Genomic DNA, 24858 nt, shown 5'->3' with positions numbered 1-24858 from the left:
ATATCATAATCCTGATATCTGATATATAGAGAAAAAATAATCAGACTATCAAGCTGGGATCACCAAAGTGTGGTAAGCACATAAGCTTTGGTCTCTCTTGGAATTTCGCTCTACTTCTCTAAGACTCTATTAAATTTGGACCTACAATTTAAATATTGAAAATACTGCGACACCTTTAAAAAGCCCAGAAATCCCATGAGATTCAGGTGAGAGGTCATGGTTACTAAAAGACTACCGGGCAAGATTAGGCGAGCCCTTAGGGCGAGATATTATGATATTGAACCTAGAGCGTGGATTGGAAAGAGAGGACTAGAGGAAAGCGTAATAAAGGAAATTAAAACTCAGCTGGCGAGAACTGGAGTACTCAAGGTTGAAATTAGGAAAGGAGCTTTGATAGCAACAAAAATGACGAGGAAGGAGATAGCTGAAAAGGTCGCAGAGCTAACCGACAGTGAACTCTTGGAAGTTAGGGGCAAAAGGTTTATATTATTCAAGCCGAGAGAGGGTTGGGAAAGGTATTTAAAGAGGCTCCAGATGAAGGAGCAATCAAAGAAGAGGGTTAAAGAAGAACCCGTTCGCAAGATCAAGCTTGATATCCTCGAGTTCAGGAAGAAATTCAAAAGAGGGAGGGGTTGAGGAATGGCGACAGTTTATGATGTTCCCGGTGATCTTTTGGTTGAGAGGGTCGCTCAGAGGCTTAAGGAAATTCCCCAGATAAAGCCTCCAGAGTGGGCGCCGTTCGTCAAGACCGGAAGACACAAGGAGAGGCTCCCAGAGCAGGAAGACTGGTGGTACTATAGGGTGGCTTCAATCCTCAGGAGGGTATACATCGACGGTCCTGTCGGTATTGAGAGGCTCAGGACGTACTACGGTGGAAGGAAGAACAGGGGACATGCTCCAGAGAGGTTCTACAAGGCAGGAGGTAGCATTATCAGGAAGGCCCTCCAGCAGTTGGAAGCTGCAGGCTTCGTTGAGAAAGTTCCGGGCAGGGGCAGGGTTATCACTCCAAAGGGCAGGAGCTTCCTTGATAAGATAGCTACTGAGCTTAAGAAGGAGCTTGAGGAAGTTATTCCTGAGCTCAAGAAGTACTGAAATGTTTTTATACTTCTATTTTAACAACTTTTAGGGATGGCCAATGGTCAGGATAAGAGCTTCCAAACTAAGGGACGTTGAGCTTATAACGGACACGGGAATCAGGTTGGGATGGGTGTATGATATTCTATTCGATGAAGATGGGAGTCAGGGAGAAAAAGGGGAAATACTTGCGATTCTTGCGGATCCCGATGAAGATCTTGATACGAGTTCATTCGTTGTGACAGAGGATGGGCTCATAGTAATCCCAATGAGGGCCGTGAAGAGCATTGGGGAGGTAATAGTTGTCGACTCAAACGAGCTTGCAAAAGTTGCGAGGGCAAAATGATAAGGGAATTTTTTCCGGTTGAGGGAAAGACGTATGAAGTCCTCCTGATTACTTCTTCCAATTTGACCCCAATTGGAGTTGTGAGGGAAAGTAACATCCTTGAGTTCACGATATTTGAGGGGAAAAGCTACCATGATCTTCTTAGAAATAGTGAAGCTGTAATTCAGGTAGTGGATGATGTAGAGTTGTTAGTGTCTTTGGCTTTTAACGTATTCCCCAGGCTGAAGTTTGGTAAATGCAAGGAGGTGTCTCTTAGAAAAATCGAGGGATATTCCTGGATTGAGGGATACGCTCAGTGTAAACGAACAATTATTTCAGATTTTTTGGGAAGTAGCAGAGCGCTGAAGTGCAGGCTTCAGCCCGTAGCAGTGGGAGTCACGAAAACTGTTCCTCGCGCGATAAGTAGAGCGGACAACGCTTTACTCGAGTTGGGAGTTTTTGCCAGCAGGTTGCTCGTCGCAAGACGGAGGGGAATTAAAGCGGACGACCTTGAGGAAAAAGTGAACTACCTGTATAAAATGTACAAAAAGCTTGGAGGGAAGTCAAAAATAGCCGAAGTAATATACAACCTCTCTAGGCGAGAATCATGTGAAGGGTAGCTTCTTCTCCTGGCTCTAGCTCTTCAATATGCCATACTACCTTGTTGCCTTCAACTTTAACATCTCCTTTTTCTGCCCATACCTCCTTTACACTAGCAAGCTTTTCATACGTAAAGTTCTTCAGCGGAATGAACCTTGGCGCCTTCACTCGGATGAAGTGGTACTTGCCCACATTGTCCTCAACTATTATGGGTCTGAAGAATGCTATGTATGAGCTTATACTCAGGATCACGGCAAATGAAAGTAGAAGTGCGACTAGCACTTTATCAATTCCGGTTTTTTCGGGGGTAGGAGTTGTTGTTATACTTGTCGCTATACCAGTCTCCGTCTTTTGAGGTTTGGTATTGGTAGTTGTTGGCGGTTGAGTGGGGGTGGGGGTTGTAGAAGTTGTTGGTTTTTGGACAGGAGGCTTCACCTCTAGCGAGTACTCTGAGGGCAGGTACCTCGAGCTTATTGTCTCTATCTTTATCATTCCATAACCAATGCTCTTCAAGTTAAACAGGCAAGTTCCATTGCTGTCCGTTATATTATAGAACTCCCCCTTCTGAGAGGAAACTTTTACGGTAATATTGCTTAGCGGATCGCCGACCGAATTAAAGACCCTTACCAATAAGGTAGAGTTTTCAATGCTTGGGACTATTATCGGCTTCTCCACCGTGATCACGCTTTGGGATAGCAGGCCATCCAGATCTACCCAGATCACATACGTCCCTGGGGAGGACACTGGGAACTTTACAATTCCATTTTCGTCTGTATAAAATGTCTCATTTCCTATACGAACCTTAATTCCTTCTACAGGCTTTTCCTTCTCTGTTACTTCAACGATTATATTTCCGTTTAAGAAATAGGCCCTATACTTCAACGGCCTTCTGAAGACTTCAAAATGGAATGTCGTGTTCTTAATCCTGTTGTAAAAGTTAGCGGTAAATATCGCGGTGTAGTTACCTATCTTCAAATCCTGTAGTGTGATTCTCTTTCTCCAGTATCCCCACGGCTCTATCATCGGCTTGTAGCTAAGTACCTTTAGAACACGCCCGTCCTTCATTATTATTAGCTTTGCATCGCCATAAAGAAGAACGTTTGAATTGGAGTTTATGGATAATGTTAGTGATGCATTATTTCCATACACAATCTTCCTCTCCCCTGTAATGCCAAGGGTATAGTTTATAACAGACCTGACCTTTAAACGAAGGTAGTCCTCTGAGAGGTAATTGCCAACCCTTCCGACGATTTTAATGGTATAAACTCCAGCTTCTGGTTTGAGCAAGTATGCCTTAAGCGTTATATTGGCTGTAGTGTTGGGGGGTATGTTCTTTATGAAGCCCTGCGTGAACAGTATACCCTTTATTCTGTCAAATACAAAGACAGTGACATTTTCGGCAGAAGAATTCCCAACGTTCTTTAAAAGGACGTTGAAGCTCACTATATCTCCCGGCTTTCCTTCAATCTCCTTTGGATAAACAGTGAGAACTAGTATTGGTTGGGCAATAACAACGTTGGCAAGCGCTAAAGCTACCAGACACGAAATTATTGCCTTACTCATGACTTTCATTTTGCTCACCTAATGTTTTCTGTATCCCAATAATAACCTCCAAGGGAAAGCCACCTTCAGCGTTGAGCTTGATGCTCTGGCATTCCTCTATTGGAATGAACCTCCATCCTCTTCCAATGAACTTAACGGCTAGTATCGGAATGCCGCCAAATTTTCTTGAAAACTCAAGTATCTGCTTAACCTCCTTTTCTTTAAGGTATATCTCATTTTTTCTCGTCGATTTAACCTCTATACAGAGATATCTCTTTCCATTGCCGGCAATGAGATCAACTTTCTTGCTACCAGCCGATCTTATTACAGCAAACCCGTGTCGTTCGAGCATCCTTATTAATTCCCTTTCGGCATTGGCACCTTTCCTATACATATCCTTCATTTTGAGGTACGTTTTTAAGTCAGTTTCCTTTGTAGCCTATGATGCACATACTCTTAAAGAAGGCTATCAAAGAAAGATTTGGTAAATTGAATCCCTTACAACTTGAAGCGTTTAAGGTGATTGCTAGGGATAAAAAGAGTGTTCTGATAGTGGCACCTACAGGAAGCGGCAAAACAGAGGCGGCGATAATTCCAGCGCTTGATGTCATCCTCCAAGAGAACTTACCTCCGATTTCTGTCCTGTATATTGCTCCCCTCAAGGCACTAAACAGGGATCTTTTGGAGAGGCTTAGGTGGTGGGGAGAGAAGCTGGGATTGAGGGTGGAAGTCAGGCATGGGGACACCCCATATTCTAGGAGAGCAAGACAGGTTAAGAATCCCCCTCACATCTTAATTATAACCCCCGAGACACTTCCAATAATCTTGACCATGAAATCTCTGAGGCCGTTCTTGAAGAACATCAGGTTCGTTATAGTTGACGAAGTAGTTGAATTGGTGGATAACAAGAGAGGTGCCCAGCTTTCCCTGAACCTAGAGCGTTTGGCACTAATTGCCGATTTCCTTAGGATAGGTCTATCTGCAACTGTCGGAAATGAAAGAGAGATAATGGAATGGCTGAAAGCCCAAGAAATAGTCAAGCCCAGGATAAAAAAGAGGTACAAGGTTACCGTTCTTTATCCCAAGCCTAAGGAGGAGGATAAAGAACTCGCGGAGAAGCTGAAGGTTCCCTTAGAAGTCGCAGCTAGGCTTAGAGTTTTGTGGGAAATTGTTGAGAAATACAATCGGGCGCTGATATTTGTCAATACGAGACAGTTTGCCGAGATTCTGGCCCATAGGCTGAAGATATGGGGAAAACCTGTTGAGGTTCACCATGGTAGTTTATCAAAGGAGGCTAGAATTGAAGCGGAAAGGAAGCTCAAAGAGGGGGAGATAAAGGCACTAATATGTACATCATCTATGGAGCTTGGGATCGATATAGGTGATGTTGATGTTGTTATCCAGTACATGAGCCCCAGGCAGGTGAATAGGTTAATTCAAAGAGCTGGAAGGAGCAGGCACAGGCTTTGGGAGGTTAGTGAGGCGTACATCATTGCAACCAGCCCTGAAGACTATCTACAGAGCCTAGTGATAGCTAAAAGGGCTATGGAAGGGAAATTAGAGAGTGTGAGGCCATATAAGAATGCCCTAGATGTTCTAGCCCATTTTATAGTGGGACTGCTCATCGAATATAGAGAAATAAAGCTTAATGAACCCTATAGGCTTGCAAAGGAAGCATATCCCTATCGCGATCTGAAGTGGGAGGAGTATCTCGAGGTCGTTAAACTGCTTGAAGATGCCGGGATAGTTAAGGTCGTCAATGATATCCTGAAACTTGGTAGGAGATCTTACAAGTATTATTTTGAGAACTTATCAACGATTCCTGACGAAGTCAGCTATTTAGTGCTTGACGTGGGCTCTGGCAAGATAGTTGGCAGGTTAGATGAGAACTTCGTAATGGAAATCGAAGAAGGATCGGAGTTTATAATGCACGGTAGGAGCTGGTTTGTGATTGAGATTAGCGAAGATGGGAGGATCATAAAGGTTAGAGAAAGCGGCAATGTGGAAGGGGCCATCCCTAGTTGGGAAGGTGAACTTATCCCAGTTCCATATGAAGTTGCTATTGAAGTTGGAAGGCTGAAGAGAATGCTTCTGTATGAAGTTGACAAGGCAATGGAGATTATGAAGGGTGTCAATATAGATCCTGGGGATCTAGAATCAATTAGGGAAGAGCTTGTTTCAGATAAATTTTCAACAGATAGAGACGTTATAATAGAGGTTCTCAAGAAAGTGGCAATCATCCATGCAGATTTTGGAAATAAAATTAATGAGGCCCTTGCTAGATACGTATGGAGCTTGCTCTCACTAAAGTATGGCATGGTGTTTTCCATTAGGTCATACGCTCATGCCATAGTTATTTGGGCTCCCTTCACTCTGAATCCTGAGGAGATAAAGGAGTTGTTATTAGTAAGAGGTCGTGTGGAGGATATAGTGATTAGAGGGATAAAGTTTAGCCCAATTTACAAATGGAAGATGCTGAATGTTGCCAGAAGGATTGGTGCGCTCTCTAAAACTGCGAGAATTAGAAGCGTTGAAAAATTATTTGAAGGGTCAATAATAGAGAAAGAAACCCTTAATGAGATCCTTCAGGAAAAAATTGATATCAATGGAGCATCTAGAGTTCTTAGCAAGATGGAGAGGGGAGAAATAAGGGTCAGAGGATTCATCACGGAAAAACCAAGCAAAGTAGCAAGCCAGTATCTTCAGTATTCTGGGGAGTTTTTGTTGACTATACCCCTTGATGAGAAGGAAATCGAGGACATGTTTTATCGGTCTCTCTTGGAGAAAGAGCTCGTGTTTGTGTGCACAAATTGTGGATGGAGCTGGAGGACTAAGGTGGGCAGAGTAATGGACAGGGAGGATATTAAATGCCCAAAGTGCGGCTCTGTCATGCTTGCTCCCCTTCATCCTCTCGATGCTGAAAGCTTTACTAAGGCCCTTAAAAAGATCCGGCAGGGAAAATCCCCTACCAAAGAGGAGGAAAGGAGCTATCTAAAGGGACTAAAGGCTTCAGACCTTTTTAGAGTATATGGTAAGCATGCCCTTTTGGCGCTAGCAACGTATGGGGTTGGCGTTGAGGGGGCATCTAGGGTTCTTGGCAGTGTCCCAAGTAGTAAGCTGATTAAAGAGCTAATGAAGTTAGAAAAGATGTACATAAAGACCAGAAAGTTCTGGGATTGATGACACCAAAAGACCTTTATACTTTACGGGACTCCTAAACTTAAGAATTATTAAATAACGGGGGAGTGGGAAATGAAAAAGGTTGGGGCTTTAATTCTGCTCTTGGTAATCTCATCTAGTCTCTTCATCCCAAGTGTTAAGGCAGGGACTTACTACTCGAAGCTTTCGACTGTAGGCCTAAAATTAGGAGGTGCAATAAAATTTGGCGACTATGAAGTGCAATTCAGAGATGTGTCAAGTGATTGGAGTAGTGTTAGAATAGACCTATACCAAGGAGGAGAGCGCGTTGCTTATTTCCTGTTGAAAGAAGGAGAAGAGGGATACTACCCATCTAAGGACAATCCGAAACTTATAATCAAAGTGTCTGGAATATGGGAGGACAGAGGTGTTGTATACATAACCCTCTCAACTCCAATGAAAGTACTTGAAGATAATCTTGTTCTTAGTGAGGGTAAGTCTTATACCTTGCCTTCCTTGTTCCCTAGGTACAAGTTTACGGTTGTTGACATTCCTGCGGACAATGAGGTTAAGATGAAAGTGACCTATCCTGACGGATCCTCAGTGTATAAGATACTCGATAAAGACTCACCGATTTCAGTAGGATATAAAGTGTCTAGCGACCTGACTCAATCTCCTGTCGTTGTGGTGGAGTTAGTTAAAGCGACAAAAAATGATGAGGCGGTTGTGAACATATATGTTCCTGAGCTCTTCTTTACGAATCCACAGATAATAAATCCGGGAGAAGAGGAGCAGACAGTTCAAGTTAATGAAACTGAAATCGTTCAGCTAGTTTATGATGGCCTGCTTTACAAAGGGGAAACCCTGACATTGGAGTATAACGCAACCACCTACAAGCTAAACCTTGTCAGCGTTGGATACTACTCAAGTTTCAAACTCTTGGACTCCAAGGGGAAGACCTTAGAATCTTTCACGATAAGGGAGGGAACCGGATATACTTGCACAAAAGCCCCAATAAGGGTTGAGATACCACCCAACGGCGTTGATCTCGCATATAACAGAACATATGTAAAAGTCTACACCCCTGTAGGAGGATTCGCAAAGCCTATAATCAGAGAGGCCAAAGTTGTTGCTGAGCTTAGTGTTAACCAGAAGTCCCTATTACTAGGTGGCGATGAGCTTATTGTTTTCATAAAGGTAAAGAACCTCGGGAAAGGAAACGCATTCAGGGTTAAGGTTATAGCCCCTGTTCCGAATAACTTTGAATTGAGAAGTGGGATTGGGGCTTGGGTGCTCAGCAGACTCGAACCGTTCTCTGAAATGCCTGTGCTTGTTTACACCCTCAAGCCAAAAGCCGTTGGGACTTACACACTGGGGCCGGTTATAGTTGAATATTATGACGAAGCAGGAAGAAAGGTAACCATAAAGTCCAATGTTATTGAGAAAATCAACGTGTATGCGTTGCCTAAGGTGACGGTAAAGGTTCTTGGTTTATCGAACTCTACTTGGTCAACTTTCGTTAAGACTCAAGCAAATTCTACCATTAAGCTTAGGTTTGAAGTCTCAGCTACCGGTAACAATCCGAAATATGAATTTATAAAGAACGCAACCCTATTGGTTAACTTAGGAGACTTCCTTGATGGAAAAGATAAGATACCAATAGGGATCATAAAAGGTGGCGAAGAGAAAGTTATTGATGGTCAGTATCTTGTACTCAAGGAGGGGGCATATCCTCTAAGCGTGAGTTTGAAGTATCAGGACCCACTAGGGAACTGGCATACCGTTGAGTATCCAAACGTTCTCCTAATAGACAGCATACCCCCGAAGGTCAAAGTACTTGTAAAGACCGAAACTAAAGTAGTTGAGAAAACACCAAAAGCTGAAGAACTTCCAGGCCTTGTGGAAAGCTTATTAAAGCAGCAGAGTAATCCAACTCCCCTCGCTATGAAGATACAGAACATAACGTCCAAATTCTTGCCACCACAGCATGAGACTAACTATAAACTAATTGCCACAATTCTTGGCATCCTTGCAGTAGTGTTTGGTACTGTGGCTGTTGGAACTGGGTATTATATGGTAAAGTACAGAGAAGAACTCAGAAAGTTAAAGGCAAAGAAGAAGAGACCAAGGCCAGGAGGTCTTCCAAAGAAACCAGAGGATAAAGAGGAAGTTGGAGAGATAAAAGTGCTTCAGTGACCCCTTATCACAAATTTTATTTATTATTTAAGCTAATTCTTCTGGGAGGGGAGATCATGAAGAGACCTGTCGTGCTCATGTTGCTACTCTTAATCATAGCGGCTCCGGTATCAGCAGTTGACATGCTCGATATTTCGAGCAAGATAGTTAAAACATATCCTGATGAAGGAGAGACTAAAACCCTGAGCTTAATTGTAATGGCCCTTTCCCAGGCGTTGAATAAAACACCCTCACTAACACCGGATGACGTATGGAACAGAGTTGAAGAGCTACTTTCTTGGCAAAATAGTGATGGTGGTTGGGGATACTTTTATGGGAGTGTTAGCTCGGTTCCTGATACAAGCTACGCTTTAATAGCATTAAGCAAGGCAATTAAGGTCTTTGGGGATGTAAAAAAGAAAGAAAAAATAAGAATTGCTATAATTAGGGGAGTCTCTTATCTGGAGAAAGCATTTAATAAAGATGGATGGGGATACCTGCCAGGAATGCGTCCCGATTATAGGAGTACTCTCCTTGCTTCAGCAGCTCTCGTCATGCTTAATGAAGACCTATATCTCGTAAAAAAAGCATATCCTATGCTGAAGGACAAGATACCAGATGATCCTTACTTGACATACCTTTGGATTGTCATTACCTCTAAAATTGAAGGGGGCATACCCAACGAAGCTTTAAACAAATTACAAGGTAACGAAGCTAAACTAGCCCTGAAGGCGTATGCCTTACTTGAATTAAAGGGTCTTGACTTTCAAACGGCTTTAATATTAGCAGATCTTGAAAAGTACAAAGATAATTGGACGAACAAGTACTACCCAATCTACGCAACCATGGCATTTTCGATGGTTTCAGAGAGAGTGATAAACCCCACAGAAGATAAACTGAAAGCTACATGCTCAGTTCTGGAGAGTTCTCAAAACCCAGATGGTGGCTGGGGTGTTTATGTAGGCTCACCCTCAAGTCCCTCAGTCACTTACTTCGTTCTTGATTCTTTAAAAATCTGCAATCCAATGAGCCCAGCTTCAAAAAAGGGTCTTGAATATATGAGGAAGATTTATGAGAGTGAAGAAGAGAAAGTAATGGTGGATCAGTATCTGACCCAGAGATACTTATTCGCCTTATTAGCTCTTCTTGAGTACAAAAACCTAACCAATATAGAAAAGGAGAAGGCAAAATCTTTAATAATGTCCACCTTCTGGGGAGACATGTTTGGAAAGCAGCCCTTAACTACAGCTCTTGCCATAAAGGCCCTTATAATGTTGGGTGTTCCCAAAACAGAAAAGATAATCCAGGAGAACATAAAATGGTTGCTCAGCATGAAAAAGAATGGAGGATGGGGCTTTACCTTCGAAACGTTCTTGAATAAGTGGTACTTTGCTCCACTTTATCCTGAAACCACAATAATCCTTGGAATATTGAAGGATTTTGTTCCCAAGGAACAACTGGCTGATGTCATATCTTACGTTGAAACAAATCCCCCAGACCAAGCATGGGAGGTTCTGTACATATACTCCATTCTAAAGTCCATGGGGATTGAACCAAAACTTAACGTATGCATTGAAAGCCCAGGTAAGAGTCCCCTATACGATGCCTTCCTCGTGAGGTACTACTCAATTAATCCAGAAGTCCCAAGGGTGAATCTGTACACAGTTCTCTCAAATTTAAAGAATTCCTCAGTTGAGCTACGTTCCTTTGATGCTGGAATGGCTAGGGTAATAGCTGATGGAATGAAGGATATACTTTATACAAATGTCTCTGTGAAGTTAACAAAATTACCAGAAGTCCCTGAATACGGAAATTATGTTTTAGTCTATCCAGTCACGGTTAATGTGGACATATCAAGGTACAATAGTGATGTAGTCATTACAACATCAACATCTGGATACCCAGTTATAAATGGCATGCCAGTGTATGGAGATGGGGTCCTCTTAATAGTACCTGGGAGGAACAGAAATGGTGAACTTCTCTTTGTTCTCTATGCTGGGAAAGGATACAAGGACATTGCTAACCTCATATTCAACAGTCCTATCCTTAAGTACCTCCATGGAAAAGCCGTAATAGCGTCGTGGGTAGATGAGAACAGGGATGGAAGGGTGGAGATAGACGAACTCAATGTGAGATTCCTCTGAGGTGGTGGAAGGGTGAGGGCAATAATAATAGGAGTCGGCCAGTGCGGAACAAAGATTGCTGATATCTTTTCCCTTGTAGATTTTGAGGCTCTCGCAATCAACACCTCAAGGGGGGACCTGGAATACCTAAAGCACATACCCCAGGACAGAAGGATACTGATAGGGGAAAGCATAGTTGGTGGTAAGGGAGTTAACGCTAATCCAGTCTTAGGAAGAGAGGCAATGAAGAGAGATCTTCCTATGGTTATGAGAAAGATAAGGTCTCTAGTGGGCTACGAAGACGTTGATATCTTCTTCCTAACCTTTGGTTTTGGTGGGGGAACTGGAGCTGGAGGGACTCCAGTCCTCGCTGAGGCCCTCAAGGAGGAGTATCCTGACTCTCTTGTCGTGGCAATAGGTGCCCTCCCCTTAAAGGAGGAGGGGATAAGGCCAACCATCAACGCTGCGATAACCATAGACAAGCTCTCCAAGATAGTTGATTCTATAATCGCTATAGACAACAACAAGCTCAAAGAGAGTGGGGAAGATATAAGTCAAGCTTACGAGAGGATAAATTACGCGATAGTTGAGAGGATAGCCTCTCTCTTGGCGTTAATAGATGTCCCTGGGGAACAGACCTTGGATGCAAGTGATCTTAAATTCGTTCTAAGGGCCATGGGGAGCTTTGCCACCGTTGGCTACGCCAAGGCAGATGCGTCCAAAGTGAAGAGCCTGTCCAGGCTTATAGTAAGATCGTTCGAGAATGAGGGTTTGTATCTTGACGTTAACATAGAGTCCGCTCTTTACGGCTTAGTTGCCATACACGGCCCCCCCGAGGCGCTAAAGGCTAACGAGATATTTGAAGCATTGAACGAGCTCACGGAGAGGATAAGGGGGAAGCAGATCTTCAGGGGCTTCTATCCGGATCCCAGGGAGAGGGAAGTTGAAGTTGTGACATTGCTGAGCGGAATTTACGAGAGTAAGAGCATAGAGGAGATAGTCGTTACGGCAAAGAGGTATGCTCAGGAGTTCATGAAGGCTAAGGAAGAAGGAGAGATCAAAAAAAGGCAACTTTTAAGTGGTTTACCTGATTTTGACGATATCTATCCGGGTGAGGTCGATGATCAAGGTGAAGGACTCGGTTGAAGTTGCGCTAGAATTAGACGAGAAGGGGGTTTATTCTCACATAGCACATGAGAGTGCTGAGGACATAATAAGGATAATCTCGGCTATAGATGCTGAAAGGGCTAAACTTAGAGGGATGGAAGTTTACCACCGAGATGATTGGGATCTCCTAATAAGGGAGAGGATTAGGAAGGGGAAGAGGCATACTGCCTTTGACTTTTACAATCCTGAGCTTTTGGAGATTTGGGAGGAAAAAGTGAAGAGCGCCAAAAGGGATATAAGGGTTATTTGGTATTATCTCTTTGGACTGGTTAGTGGCATAGTATTTACGGCAATCGGCTCAATATTTACGGGGTACCCAATTTTTATCATAGGTCTGGCTATGATACCATTGGCATTTTATATCGTAGACTACCAGAGGAGCAAGGCAGACCTAAAATATTATGAGCTTGTGCAATTCTTTATATACGAACTGAAGAGTATCCTAGAAAAATTTGAACTGAAAAAAGAGAAATATAAATTCCAACTGTATAACACAGATTATAGGGAGGTGGCATTTGAGAGAGGGAAAGCCATGATTAGGTAAAAGAAAAATAGTTCTTCATATTTGAGCAGTATTGATGAAAAATCTTGGGGTAATGGTTAAATAATTCTTACTTCAATATCCTAATAAGGTGGTCTGATACAATGAAAAAGGGTCAAATATCATTAGAATTCATGTTTTTGTTCATGATTTTCGTTCTCATGTTGGTATACTCTCTGAAACTTACGGCATTTACTAGTCAATCTTCTCAGGATATCTTAGCTACCCAAATTGGAATTGAAGCAAAAGGACTTGCAAGCATGATATCTAATGGGATAAGTCAAGTTTATGCCCAAGGCCCAGGTGCTAAAGTCACTGTATATTATAGGGCGGCCTATTTAAGAGATGTTCAATATGTTGCTAGGGCGTTTAACCTTGATGATCCAATTATTGCGATTTCGTATTCTAATGGGACATACGTAATGTTGTTAAATGGTACTGGTGCTTCTTTCATTAACTTTTCTGGTCCCTATAAGAATATATTCTGGGCAAATTCTATATACAGAAAGGATTTCCTAACGAATACTACAGTATTCTTGGGGTCGTCTGTTCCTAATGTGAACTTTAATGGAACTATAATTAACTTAGCATGTTTGAAAATTTCTCCTTCATCTTTACCCAAAATATTAAAAATTGTTGTAGAATGGGACCCAAATACTGGAGATGTTTGGATATACAACGCAACCTCTGGAGAAATTCTAATAAAAATAAATCCAGGTGGGTAGAAGTGAAATTCGGCCAGTTAAGTATTGACTTCCTGTTTGCCATAACTCTTGTAACACTTCTTTCGGTAGGTATCATTGGCATTGGCCTTCAGGAAACTAAAAATTCTAAAGCTCTATCAATTGCATCGGAAGTTAAAGTATTTGCAATAAGTGTGAGAGATTTAATTACGAAGGCATATAGCATGGGGCCTGGATATTCTGTTAAAATGACTCTTCCATTTTCCATCTCTCCTGGAGACTTTGTTAATGTTTCTCTTTCAGGAAATGTCCTTAGTATATATGCCAATATAAGTGGTACTATGTACTCTACATCGCTCAAAATACCAGTTGGAGTTACTTCAAATACCTCTGTACTATTAACTGAAAACTCGCCAAGCTTCTGGATTATAGTGTTCTATAATGAAACCGAAGGTGGTGTTGATGTTAAAGTTGCGAAGAGCCCAAACATCGGTTGAAGGACTGCTTTTAATGAGTATTATAGTTTTAAGTGTCATCATAATATCATTGCCATATTTGCGTGACTCTGGAGAAGTTCTTAGTTTAGTTCAAATTAGAAATTCAGCAAACTTTGCAGCCTCCTACTTAACAAATGGCGTGATAGTAGATAAAGAAACATATGCACCTCTAAATGTTATAATTGAGAACTATACAGGCTCATTGGGGGTAAAGTTCTCATTCCTGGGACTAAAAGTAACTACAGAAAATTCAAGTGAAATTGAGGTGTTAGTAAAGTTCTCGCATAACTTGAATTTGACAGAGACAACAAATTCCAAAATTGCTAGCTTGATAGGGGAGTTCATTAAGCAGTCACTTATCAGTCTTTCTACCGTTAGAACAGAGAATGGGAGTATTTACATTGGTGGAAGATTGCTTGTGCTTAATATAACTGTTGAAAACGGAGGGAGCGTGATAAAATGAGGGAGGGCCAAATATTTTCACTTGATGCATTTATAGCCTTCACTTTGACGATATTACTTCTCGGGACAATTTCAACTACATCAGATTCCCTGCGAGATTCAATATCCTCCCTGGTATCTTGGTATGAGCGCGTAAATATCCCCGACAATATGTTAGATGTACTTCTAAAGACTCCAGGGGAACCTTCAGATTGGAATAAAAATGTATCCAAACTAAGGAGTATTGGCTTGCGTGAAGAAAATTCCCCATTCATATCTTATGAAAAAGCCTTAACATTCTTTGATCTTGCGAGAAATAATACTCCTATTGTAACTGAATTCCTAAAGAATTTAAGCCTAGGGAAACCATTCTGTCTAGAATTTTATCTCGGAGTGTGGAACTTTACAGTAAACTTTGCTTGGAATCCAAATGCAGGTGGTATTGCGGGCAATTTTGATGTGTACTCTGGTAGCTGTGAGATTACCGGAAGTGAGACATTGACTTTTAATAATCCAACAATAATCCAATGCTCCCCTTTAGACATTAGGGGTTCGGCTTTTATATCTAGTGATGCTTCATTGTGCATCCTGGGGAGTGTAGATACATATGGATCATTGACAACAACTGTTGGAAATTATCCCCCCTCTTTAAGCGGTACATATCCATACCTAGCAATAAATGGAGATTGGATAATAACTGGGGCTGTAACTGTAAATGTTGGTGGTGATGTCTATATCAATGGAGCTTTAATAATAAGAGGCCAGGGATCTAGGACGATAAACATAGCTAGAGACCTGGTTATATTCGGAGATAATACAAATAATCCATACCTAATTGATATATCTGGTGCTGCGACAATTAATATAGGAATCCCGAATTATCTACCTGGAAATTTGTATCTTAGAGTTGGAAATACATGGTATGCCTCAAATAAGACTGGAGAATGGTACGAGTGGACTGGAGATAGTTGGAGGAGAGTTAATGAACCTCCTGTAATCAGCACTACTGGAAACTTTGCATTGAACATATATGGCTATCCTCTAACAAATACTTGGACTCCTCCTACCCCTCCACCCTGTTTCACCTCAGGTTTACCACTTGATGTATTTTCTGCATCCATAAGTTATACATATCCACAGGCCCTTAACAGATCTGAAGCTTGGGGTAGGATAACATATTCCGGAAGTAGCTTTACGACAGCTCTAAATGAGATACCAAAAAATGCAAGTTGGATTGAGTATGCTAGCAGGATAGTATCTGTAGATATGAGGAAATATCAAACGGAAATAGAAGTTAATTCCAACTATACAAGACTAATCTCGGGTGTTCTTAAATACACACTTCCATTGTATGCAAGATTTCATATTAATGTTCCCAATGAAACCGGTTATGCTCTCTTCGTAATAATGGACGGAGAAAAAGCAAAATTGCTTGGGATAGTTAAGACAGATCCCACCTCCTACGTACAAGCTTATCTATGGACGAATGCTACTGGGGATATCACCTTAAGAAAGACGTATCTGGGAAATGAAACCTCTGTGAGCATTCCCTGGGTAGACGTGTTTTCTGAATTCTCAAGTGAAGCTGGAAAGCCTATTGAAATGTGGGTTTACGAAACAAGTTTTAAGCAACCTATCTATATTATAGATGACTATAATATTGGCCTCCTATTGGATCATAGATATGAACTTGGGCTAGTAAAATTATGGGTGTGGGATGAGGGATGAGGAGAGGGTTTATATTTACACTCGATGTCCTTTTGGCATTTATCTTAGTATCCACGGTCATTATTGGGGTAGTGACTACTCAAATAAACACTCAAGCTCTTTACCAGACTTATATGAGAGAGCAGAGCATGAAAAGTGCGGGGGATGTGCTCACTATTCTTAGAACTGTGCCATTAAATCAGTTAGTGCCAGGTGATATAATTGAGACGTGGATCCAGAATGGAACTCTAAACACTACTTTAGTGTCTCCTGACATGAGTCCCTTGGATATCCTGGCAACTTATTGGGCGGTTCAGCCTTTGTATCCCTCAGCTGACTATGAGACTAAAGCAAAAGTAATATTAAACTATGTTTTATCTAGTCTTCTCCCAGGATATGGTTATGAAGTTATGGTGGCCAATCAAACCTTTATAAGGACATCTAGTCCAAACACTATAACTGACATTTCAACGTCTACTGTGATTCTTAGTGGGTATTCATATAATAAAACCCCGCGAGGATACATAGCTAGAGCATATCTCACAAAGGCCACTGTAACTAGACAGGAGCTTTATGGATGGTTTAGGGTTCTTGCTGGAGCAGATAATGGACTTAATGTCCTCAATATAACGAGAGTTATCCATCTCCCTCTTGACGCTCAAATTCTAGAGGCTGATGGGAAGTTTGTATCAAGAGAAGGAGAAGATATAGCACTATATATTAATGGTAATTATGTTGATGAAGAATTTGGCGAGATATATGCAAACGATCTTACACCATACCTGAAACCTGGAGATAATGTAGTGTCATTAGTATTTTCTTGGGGATCGGATGAGATAGGGTCTGCAAGCGGCACAACAATGTACGTTGAGTATAAGAGTAACAGCCTAGAGGTTGAAGATCCTGGGGTAGTTAAGGTGTACAATGTAGTATCAGAAAGGACAGGAATTATGTATCTCCTTGAGATGTTTGTTCCTGGAAATATAACCTCAATAAACATGAGGTTCAAAGTTAAAAATGTTGGAGTTGTGAGGCTCTATTATGGTTTGGGAGGAAAGTTGTATCTACTTCTAACGAAATATGCTAACCCAAATGGAGATGCAATTGTTGAATTTACAGATGACGAAATAGGAGCTAGTATAAATCAGATATTGTGTGGTGGCAAAGATTGCTATGAGGAGTTTAAAGAAAACATTAGCAAGATGGTATTCGATTTTGTAATTGGATTTGATGCTTACTACAACAATAAAACTGGCTACTGGGAATATGAAGGAGATACATATAACGATTCAGCAAATAGGGAGAGAATAATTTATGGGTATCCAGATTCATACGTGAAAATAGAGTATGTCCCTAGAACAGTAAGAACAATGTATAGTATCCCAATATCAATTTACTTCCCTTACGGAGACCCAAGGGTTTCATACACTGGTAGTGGACTTCAAGTCGAATATTATCTTCCCCCTACTGCAGAACCATGGTATGCAGACTGGTGGGTTGGTTATACGTTTGTTGATTACTCCACAATACAAAACTTATATGAAAATGACAAGCAATTTTATTCTGGACCACTTGGAAGATACGCAATAAGGGTTGCCTACACAAAGCTATATGATTGGATGATGCAACCAGGGAAAACTAACATTTTTGAGATAAGAATGACAAATGGTAATTCTTATGTTAGAAACGGTGATACCAGGGGGATAATTAAGTATTTTATCCAGGGATACGCTGGCTATGGTGACATTTTCCCTTACCTGCTTCAAGGATATCCCACTTACAAGGGATATAATCTTACTTACTACTATTACAATGGTGCAACTGTGGAAGCTAGAACAATACTTGTTGGGGATCCTCCTTACAAGTCAATTACAGTGGATGAGCTAGATCCCAATAAGTACGCAGTTGATGATGCCGTTTTAAGACTGTTTGATAAGCTTAATTACATAGATGATAAAAATCCTGGAGAATGGAGAGTTTCTCCTTATGATGGCTCTCAACAGAATCCTATCGACATTGATTTGCCTTCTGGAGTTAGTATCCAAACAGCGAGTATGGGTAATATCCCAGGGTTATTTACCCCCATCCCTGTGACTTTAAGAATATGGAGGGGGTCATGATGAGAAGAGGATTTATAATTAATGCTTCAGTTCTTGTTCTCTTAATTCCCTTAATTCTACTCTTAGCAACTTATGAAGAAGTTTCTTCTCAGATAACCTTAAGCCAAAGTGAGAGAGCATATTCGGAAAGAGTTTATCAAATAATTTCTACCCTTCAATTAGAGTTCAAGAGGGCATTAGAGATATCTGGAAAGAGAGCCATTATTGCAACAATTGATTATATAGCTATAACTGGGGAGTTTATTTCTCCGATATATGGGGTCAATAACACAATAAGGGATTTAATTCTATATGGGAATTCTCCATCAATTTATGGTCGTGATGTGCAAAAGATCATGGGGAACCAAACAATAGAAGCGTGGCTGAAAAACATCAATACACAATTAAAAAAGCAGGGTTTGTTAATTGGAATGAACGAGAGCACAGTGCTTAATAACGTTGATATCCTAGTTGCCCCTTTGGACTCATTTAGAATTGTTGTCAGAGCAAAGATAAATAATATAACCATTAAGGATGTTGCTGGGAGAGTAATATACAGTGGAAGCATTCCAGAAAATGGATATGTGTACTCGGTAATTGATCTAAATGGACTTGAGGATCCGATGTTTTCTGCTGTTACTGGTGGCATGTATCAGAGAATAATAAAAGCATGTAAATATACTTATCCGGAAATATTCAATAAGCCAATAAAAGTCATTGAAGGAGTGGGGAGAAGTAGCTATTCACCAGTTATTGGTAGATTTTCTACTGTAGTGTCTCCAAGTACGATATACATTGGAGAGAAATATCCTGGAGATGGTGCACTAGCATATGTCCTTCAAGAGGGAGATCTTTCCCAGACCACATCTCCAATAATTGTCAATACTAGCAGTAGGGGAGAACTTGTCAATCCAGCAGATGTACTAACTGAGGGTGGTATGGGAGTGTTAGTGTTTGAAAGTGGTTCAAGCTGGTGTAACTATACCTACCAATATAGAGTGGCATTTACTGTTCCATCTAATTATATTGGCAAACTTGTTCTCCTTGAATTTAATGCAACGCAATATCCCTTCACAGTAATCCCACATTCCGGTGCATTTGCAGCTCTAAGAATATATACTTCTGACTGTGTTGAGGGAAGTTACTGGATAGAATACTGGGGTAATGACAAAATACTTATTTGGTTGAGGCCTACTACCACTACCTATTATATCTACTATTCTAAAACGACAGACGTTCCTCTTCTAAGAGGGTCTATACCTTCAGTATTTGGGACGAACTATACAACTAATGTATCAGTGTTAGCTGGGCAGAAAATGTTTCTATTCTCAACTTACTCGAATAATTTCTTTGTTAGATATAATCTTTCATCTTCATGGGAGGGAGACTTTAAAGGAGGTATTGACGTAGAGCTCAATCTTTCTGAAATTTCAGGCTTTAGGATATGGGAAGTAACTTTAAGTTACCCACAGACAGTTAGTGATGTTCAAGTCCCTATATATTTGAATAGCACTATATCAACTCTGATACCTCACACCAACACGCCTCCAGAAGCAAGAATAAAAGTGTATGCTGATAGACAGCTTACTAGGCAACTCCCATTCTGGATTGAATACTGGAATAGTAGTGGGGCTCTAATCTGGGTAAGGACTAATTTGCCCGGAACAATATATATAGCATCCTCTAATGACTTTCCGTATACAAGGGGAAATGGAGATCTTGTTTTCCCATTTTTTGATGACTTTAACGAGAGTTCTCTTACTGAATTACAACAAAAGTGGGAGGTATATGTTCCAATACTCCTTAACTCCTCTGGAAATGGAACAGTCACGATTCCTGGTGGAAATGAAATAATAGCTCTCCGAACAAGGGATCCTATTAACATCAACTATCCTTTTGCTATTAGATTTAGAATGAAACCCAACTTTACTTATGAGGAGGATTGGGATGCTGGTATAGGGCTTGAAGATGAATATGTTAATACCGGGCAGTATTCTTTGCTATTGTTCACCGATGATATTACATGGAATTTCCTAGCTCAGCATCGCGCATGGTGGTCAGGACTATCTGAAAGTCCCGATGGCAGAGGAGATTATGACTTTCACACATACTCTGTTGAAATGCCCTATTATTATGCAGATTCAACATTGGGCTATTTCAACTTTAGTGACTTAACAGCTATAAGTAGAAGCGCTACCACAAGTTATCGTCTCTTTGAATTCCCCTTACTTTATCTATACATCGTTATTGACAGCGAGTCACAATCTAGAGGAGCTATTTTTGATTGGATACTTATTAGAAAGTATATTGACTTAGAATTCCTTGCTCAGAATATTACTCAAATAAAAATCCCTATAAGCATTCAATTTGTTGACAACTGGACAACTGAAAAGTTATTCATACTAGAGAACTGGACAGATATCTTAGCAAAATATTCCCTAGGAACGTGGTTTATATCGAACCCTAATAGGTATGAGGTAATATTTAATTCTACACTAGGCCTAGGCCTAAACTTGACTTATATCCACGATCCCGAGACGTCATCTGAGTCCTCCCAAACCTTTATCTCTGGATCTCTAAGCCCACCAATCTCAATTTATTTAGTAGTAAATAACACAGTTAACAATGCTGGATATTTCTCTTGGGTAGTTTGGGGTGATTCCTACGTTAAATACTCGCCCATACTCTCTGGGGAAGAAGTTCGTCCTCCCGAGAATCTTGCTAGGGCTTATGATATAGAGCCCTTCCTTCTATGTATAAACGAACAAGAAAGAGTCGGTAATAAGGAAGGCGAGATAGGGTACTTTGGAGTTTCATGGGGAATGTCATTCTTTGAAAGGCTTGAGGGAAGTACAGAGAATCATGAGAAATATCTTGCTCTTGCAAAAGAAATGCAGGAAGAGCTTGGTCTAGCTAAAAATGGATTTTACTATCCAATAGGTCTAGTAAGCTTTATGGTGCCAACGGATAGCCTAACATACTACTTTGATGAAAAACTCAATAGGTTATTCCTAACAGTCCTTCAAAAATCGCCAGAAGAATATGTTAATAGTGTTGACTTTTGTTTCCTTGATCATTATTTCCCAGGGAAACTTTATATCAACAATCCAGTTTGTAATCAACAGACATACAGAGTATATGGAATTTCTGACTCTCCTGATAGGGAGGGTGTTTACTTCTTTATCGACGAAACGACTGCCACATCTATATTTGGACCAACAGGTGCATCCGAATTACTACAGAAGTAGAGAACTAGGAGGTGGGCTATTTGGATATAATTGAGGTACTTGATAGAATAGGATATTGGACTCAAAAGATAATAAAGGCATTTAAGTTCTTTTTATTTCCTAAACCATTAGAAAGGCCCCCGAAAATTGGACTTAAAAAGTATACAGCTCATGAAACATTCAGTTTATGCCTTCAGTTAGTTTTCATCTTGTATCTTATCACAGGAGTTCTGATGATAATATTAAAAACACAGATCTATACTCTTCTTAGCCTATGTATTGTATCATACCTTATCATTAGGTTCATATTGATTAGTGGGACAAATTTCGTTATCAATGTTCCTGCATATAGATTCTTCTACTATGGCCTTATGGGAATATCCTCTGTAGCGTTTATCGGATATTCACTCATAAGAGATATCAAGAGTAGCCTAATTTACTTATACGGATTTATAGGGGGGATTACAGTCGTTGTTCTTGCGTTTAGGGGCTATTTTAAAGCAAAATTTGGAAGAGACTACACATATGGCGTTGTAGAAGAGGTAAAAGGGGATCTAGCGAAAGTATTTGTACACGATGATATTAGTGCCAATGTCAAGCCTGGCTACTATTGGGTGACATGTAATATTGAGGTTAAACCAGGAGATCTAGTTAAGATTGCAGTAGAGAATAGACCATTGAGAGGTGCAATTCCTAAAGGAATAATTGAGGTACTTCAATCCTCCCAAACCAGAACCGAGCCAAAGGCCGAGATTGAGTAGAGTATGAGTAGGTATATCGATGTTATGGGTTCTCTTCCATACGTTTTTACGAACCCTTCTCCACTTGGCGGAATAACTAGGCTTTCAGCTTCCTCCCCAGTTACTACAACGTAACTCCCAGAAAGTTCAAACCCAATTCCAAGCCCTCGGCAGATTCTCTTGATGAACTTAACAAACTCACTCCATCTAGTTATCTCAACCCTGTAATATATCGTATATCCCAAAATATCACCTTCGATAGTAAGAGCTAAACCTTAAAAAGTTTACTCCTCAGGATTTTGTGATGATGACTAAACCCGTTGCTGAAGAAAAAGATGATGACAGGATCGACTAGCTGATCTCCCCGCAAATCTTGGCAAAATTCCTAAGGATATCTGCCCCATGCTCCGTGTGCGCAACCTCTGGATGGAACTGGACCCCATAGATTGGTAACTTCTCATGCTTCATGGCCTCCACTGGGCAGGTCTCGCTCTTGGCCAATAGCTTGAACCCTGGGGGAAGCTCCTTAACTTCATCCATGTGGCTCTCCCAGACCTTGAGCTTCTTCGGCAGGCCTTGGAATATATCGTCCTCATCGACGATTTCAATCTCAACTAGACTGTACTCGGCCTTCTCTCCCCTACCAACCCTACCACCAAAGAACTTAGCGATTAGCTGATGCCCCAGGCAGATTCCCAGGATCGGGACGTTGAACTCCTCATAGTTCTCAAGGATTTTTTCACAGTTGCCCGTGTTCTCCAAGCTTGGGCCGCCCGAGAATATTATTCCTCTGGGCTTCATCTTCTTTATCTCTTCCAAGGGTGTAGTGTTGGGGATTATCTTGGCCTCAACCCCGAGGTAGCGGAGTGTCCTCCAAATCCTGTGCACATATTGGCCTCCGTTATCCATGATAACTATCATCCCACCACCTCCCTGAAAACTTTTCAGATTCTTTGACTAGACAAAATGATTGAATGCCACTTGATTTAGCTAGCTCTGCCATTTTATTGTCGTTCGTTATGAGAATACCGTTTAGATAGCTTGCGGTAGCTATGAAATATATATCCGAAGCTTTATGATAGGTTTTGAATGCAACTTCCTTGAGATCCTCTATTAGCAGTTCTTCTGGAATCCATGTCACTAGTGCACTGTAAAACCTTAGTGCTTGCTCCACTTGATCATGGTCGAGGTACCTTGAAAGTACCGCTATAAACTCTATCTCGCCCAACTGGGGAGCATAGAGCTCGATGATGCCAAGTTTAGCGAGCTTTATTACTTCTTCAGTAGTTTTTGTTCTTTCCGGGTAAAAGCTCGAGAACAAGTGAAAAATCAGTGATGTATCGATAACAACCTTTAAGCTCATGTCTCTTCCTCCCTGAGGCGTAATAGGTAATCCGTTGGGTCTTCCTTAACCTTTTCTGGAGTTATTTTTTTCCTTATTTCTCTCGCAAATTCAAGAATATCCTCATCGTAAATTTTAATGAGCAGTTTTTGACCCTCCTTTAAGTTAAGGGGCTTGGTAGGCTTTAACACGCCTTTTTCATAAACAACTTCAATGACTTTGCTCATGATCTCACCATCTTCAGAATATCTCCAATCTTCCTTCTAAATTTTATGGTGGAAAGAAAAAAGAATTCCTTATCGGTTGGTTTTTCACACTCCAGGACTGTGAGCCCTCCCATTTTCACTCGAACTCTATCGTTGCAGGTGGCTTGTTGGTTATATCATACAGAACCCTTCCAACTTGAGGAATCTCGCTGGTTATCCTGAAGGCTATCCTCTGCAGGACTTCCCAGGGGACGTTCATTGCATTGGCCGTCATTCCGTCCAAGCTTTCAACTATTCTAACGGCAATCGTCTCCTTGTACGCCCTTATATCACCTTGAACTCCTACGGTCTTAACTCCCAACAGAACTGCAAAGGCCTGCCATGGTCTCAATCCAGCTTTCTCAACTTCCTCCTCTACTATGGCATTCGCCTCCCTGACGATCGCTATCTTCTCTGGAGTCACCTCCCCTATGACCCTCACAGCAAGGCCGGGCCCAGGGAAGGGCATCCTGTTGTAGATCTTTTCAGGAAGGCCCAATTCTTTGGCAAGTTGCCTAACCTCGTCCTTGTAGAGATCCCTTAAGGGCTCGATTAGCTTGAGGTTGAGCCTCTCCGGCAAGCCTCCAACGTTGTGGTGGCTCTTTATCTTCCCTTGGCTCTCTATCCAGTCCGGGGCGATCGTTCCCTGAATTAGGTACTCGGCCCCTATCTCCTTGGCGACTTCCTCGAATACCTCTATGAAGACGCGACCGATTATCTTTCTCTTCTCCTCTGGGTCTGTAACTCCCTTCAGTGCCTCAAAGAACCTGTCCTGGGCGTCAATGTAGTGGAGGTTCATACCGAACTCGTCCCTGAAAGTTTTGACGACGAACTCCGGCTCCCCCTTTCTCAGGAAGCCCGTGTTGACGAAGACCGCATGCAGTCTATCTCCAATGGCCTTGTGAGCTAGAACTGCGGCAGTTGAGCTATCAACCCCACCCGAGAGGGCTATTATCGCCTTAGCATCCCCAACGGTTTCCCTGATCTCCCTAACCTTCTCCTCTATGAACTTCTCCCACATCCCTCTCACCTTATCAAGATCTTGTCTAAAATATGCTACATTTAAAGTTTATTTTGACATATATTTGGCAACTTATTGCCTCTGTATCGGGCTCTTCTACTTAAAATATTTTAAGATTTCCTTAGGGGTCCTCTTCGGGTCCTGAAAAGCAGGGTTTTAAAGGGACTATGT

23 protein-coding genes are annotated in these 24858 nt (G+C 41.3%); 16 read left to right on the top strand and 7 right to left on the bottom strand.

The genetic code is table 11. From position 1 onward, the window contains the following. Window positions 1-216 precede the first annotated feature (216 nt). From A3L04_RS07320 to A3L04_RS07305, 4 genes are read left to right on the top strand one after another with little or no spacing between them, the layout of a single operon-like run. Window positions 217-636, top strand: coding sequence for a YhbY family RNA-binding protein (locus tag A3L04_RS07320; protein WP_068578345.1), 420 nt, complete (start codon window positions 217-219; stop codon window positions 634-636). A gap of 3 nt (window positions 637-639) precedes the next feature. Continuing rightward, window positions 640-1092, top strand: coding sequence for a 30S ribosomal protein S19e (locus tag A3L04_RS07315; protein ID WP_068578343.1), 453 nt, complete (start codon window positions 640-642; stop codon window positions 1090-1092). A gap of 43 nt (window positions 1093-1135) precedes the next feature. After that, window positions 1136-1420 (top strand): PRC-barrel domain-containing protein, encoded by a 285-nt coding sequence (locus A3L04_RS07310; RefSeq protein WP_068578341.1) that lies wholly within the window; start codon window positions 1136-1138, stop codon window positions 1418-1420. Beyond that, a complete protein-coding gene (locus A3L04_RS07305) occupies window positions 1417-2019 on the top strand; it encodes a DUF447 domain-containing protein (protein ID WP_068578339.1) in 603 nt (200 codons plus the stop codon). Before A3L04_RS07310 ends, A3L04_RS07305 begins: the two co-directional genes overlap by 4 nt. On the opposite strand, the gene A3L04_RS07300 is transcribed toward A3L04_RS07305, so the two are convergent. Then, the gene (locus tag A3L04_RS07300) at window positions 1994-3571 is read right to left on the bottom strand and encodes an Ig-like domain-containing protein (protein WP_068578337.1); all 1578 of its coding nucleotides are present in this window, start codon (window positions 3569-3571) and stop codon (window positions 1994-1996) included. The genes A3L04_RS07305 and A3L04_RS07300 overlap by 26 nt on opposite strands. Beyond that, the gene (gene hjc, locus A3L04_RS07295) at window positions 3555-3935 is read right to left on the bottom strand and encodes a Holliday junction resolvase Hjc (RefSeq protein WP_068578335.1); all 381 of its coding nucleotides are present in this window, start codon (window positions 3933-3935) and stop codon (window positions 3555-3557) included. The genes A3L04_RS07300 and hjc overlap by 17 nt, the downstream gene beginning before the upstream one ends. Window positions 3936-3985: 50 nt before the next feature. Here hjc and A3L04_RS07290 point away from each other — a divergent pair, with 50 nt between their 5' ends. The 12 genes from A3L04_RS07290 (at window position 3986) to A3L04_RS07235 (ending at window position 22100) form a co-directional block, all read left to right on the top strand. Next, on the top strand, window positions 3986-6721 hold the full coding sequence (locus A3L04_RS07290) for a DEAD/DEAH box helicase (protein ID WP_068579599.1): 2736 nt from the start codon (window positions 3986-3988) through the stop codon (window positions 6719-6721). A gap of 72 nt (window positions 6722-6793) precedes the next feature. Next, entirely contained in the window at window positions 6794-8875 is a 2082-nt protein-coding gene (locus tag A3L04_RS07285; RefSeq protein ID WP_068578332.1) for a COG1361 family protein, read from the top strand. 56 nt (window positions 8876-8931) lie between these two features. Next, window positions 8932-10998: a prenyltransferase/squalene oxidase repeat-containing protein gene (locus A3L04_RS07280; protein ID WP_068578330.1), complete on the top strand. Its 2067-nt coding sequence runs from the start codon at window positions 8932-8934 to the stop codon at window positions 10996-10998. Window positions 10999-11010: 12 nt separating this feature from the next. Further along, entirely contained in the window at window positions 11011-12123 is a 1113-nt protein-coding gene (locus tag A3L04_RS07275; RefSeq protein ID WP_068578328.1) for a tubulin/FtsZ family protein, read from the top strand. Next, the gene (locus A3L04_RS07270) at window positions 12098-12688 is read left to right on the top strand and encodes a hypothetical protein (protein WP_068578326.1); all 591 of its coding nucleotides are present in this window, start codon (window positions 12098-12100) and stop codon (window positions 12686-12688) included. Before A3L04_RS07275 ends, A3L04_RS07270 begins: the two co-directional genes overlap by 26 nt. A 101-nt stretch (window positions 12689-12789) precedes the next feature. Continuing rightward, window positions 12790-13410, top strand: coding sequence for a class III signal peptide-containing protein (locus A3L04_RS07265; RefSeq protein ID WP_068578324.1), 621 nt, complete (start codon window positions 12790-12792; stop codon window positions 13408-13410). A 2-nt stretch (window positions 13411-13412) separates the two neighbouring features. Next, window positions 13413-13865, top strand: a complete 453-nt coding sequence (locus A3L04_RS07260) for a hypothetical protein (protein ID WP_068578322.1) — start codon at window positions 13413-13415, stop codon at window positions 13863-13865. Further along, window positions 13831-14328, top strand: coding sequence for a hypothetical protein (locus A3L04_RS07255; protein ID WP_068578320.1), 498 nt, complete (start codon window positions 13831-13833; stop codon window positions 14326-14328). Before A3L04_RS07260 ends, A3L04_RS07255 begins: the two co-directional genes overlap by 35 nt. Then, entirely contained in the window at window positions 14325-16034 is a 1710-nt protein-coding gene (locus tag A3L04_RS07250; RefSeq protein WP_068578319.1) for a hypothetical protein, read from the top strand. Before A3L04_RS07255 ends, A3L04_RS07250 begins: the two co-directional genes overlap by 4 nt. Then, on the top strand, window positions 16031-18133 hold the full coding sequence (locus A3L04_RS07245) for a hypothetical protein (protein ID WP_068578317.1): 2103 nt from the start codon (window positions 16031-16033) through the stop codon (window positions 18131-18133). The genes A3L04_RS07250 and A3L04_RS07245 overlap by 4 nt, the downstream gene beginning before the upstream one ends. Next, entirely contained in the window at window positions 18133-21360 is a 3228-nt protein-coding gene (locus A3L04_RS07240; RefSeq protein ID WP_157895692.1) for a DUF2341 domain-containing protein, read from the top strand. The genes A3L04_RS07245 and A3L04_RS07240 overlap by 1 nt, the downstream gene beginning before the upstream one ends. Before the next feature lie 20 nt (window positions 21361-21380). After that, window positions 21381-22100 carry a DUF2101 family protein gene (locus tag A3L04_RS07235; RefSeq protein WP_068578313.1) on the top strand — a complete coding sequence of 240 codons (720 nt, stop codon included), beginning with the start codon at window positions 21381-21383 and terminating at the stop codon, window positions 22098-22100. On the opposite strand, the gene A3L04_RS07230 is transcribed toward A3L04_RS07235, so the two are convergent. From A3L04_RS07230 to guaA, 5 genes are all read right to left on the bottom strand, one after another. Then, entirely contained in the window at window positions 22055-22324 is a 270-nt protein-coding gene (locus A3L04_RS07230) for a hypothetical protein (protein ID WP_068578311.1), read from the bottom strand. The two genes, A3L04_RS07235 and A3L04_RS07230, sit on opposite strands and share 46 nt — an antisense overlap. Before the next feature lie 106 nt (window positions 22325-22430). Next, complete coding sequence (locus tag A3L04_RS07225; RefSeq protein ID WP_068578309.1) at window positions 22431-23000, bottom strand: GMP synthase subunit A; 570 nt, start codon at window positions 22998-23000, stop codon at window positions 22431-22433. Continuing rightward, on the bottom strand, window positions 22981-23442 hold the full coding sequence (locus A3L04_RS07220; RefSeq protein ID WP_068578308.1) for a type II toxin-antitoxin system VapC family toxin: 462 nt from the start codon (window positions 23440-23442) through the stop codon (window positions 22981-22983). The genes A3L04_RS07225 and A3L04_RS07220 overlap by 20 nt, the downstream gene beginning before the upstream one ends. Then, window positions 23439-23648, bottom strand: coding sequence for an antitoxin family protein (locus tag A3L04_RS07215; protein ID WP_068578306.1), 210 nt, complete (start codon window positions 23646-23648; stop codon window positions 23439-23441). The genes A3L04_RS07220 and A3L04_RS07215 overlap by 4 nt, the downstream gene beginning before the upstream one ends. A 115-nt stretch (window positions 23649-23763) precedes the next feature. After that, a complete protein-coding gene (gene guaA, locus A3L04_RS07210) occupies window positions 23764-24687 on the bottom strand; it encodes a glutamine-hydrolyzing GMP synthase (RefSeq protein WP_068578304.1) in 924 nt (307 codons plus the stop codon). Between the last annotated feature and the right edge of the window lie 171 nt (window positions 24688-24858).

The organism is Thermococcus chitonophagus (assembly GCF_002214605.1).
In the GTDB taxonomy this organism is placed as follows: domain Archaea; phylum Methanobacteriota_B; class Thermococci; order Thermococcales; family Thermococcaceae; genus Pyrococcus; species Pyrococcus chitonophagus.
This window is presented reverse-complemented; position numbering and strand designations above follow the sequence as displayed.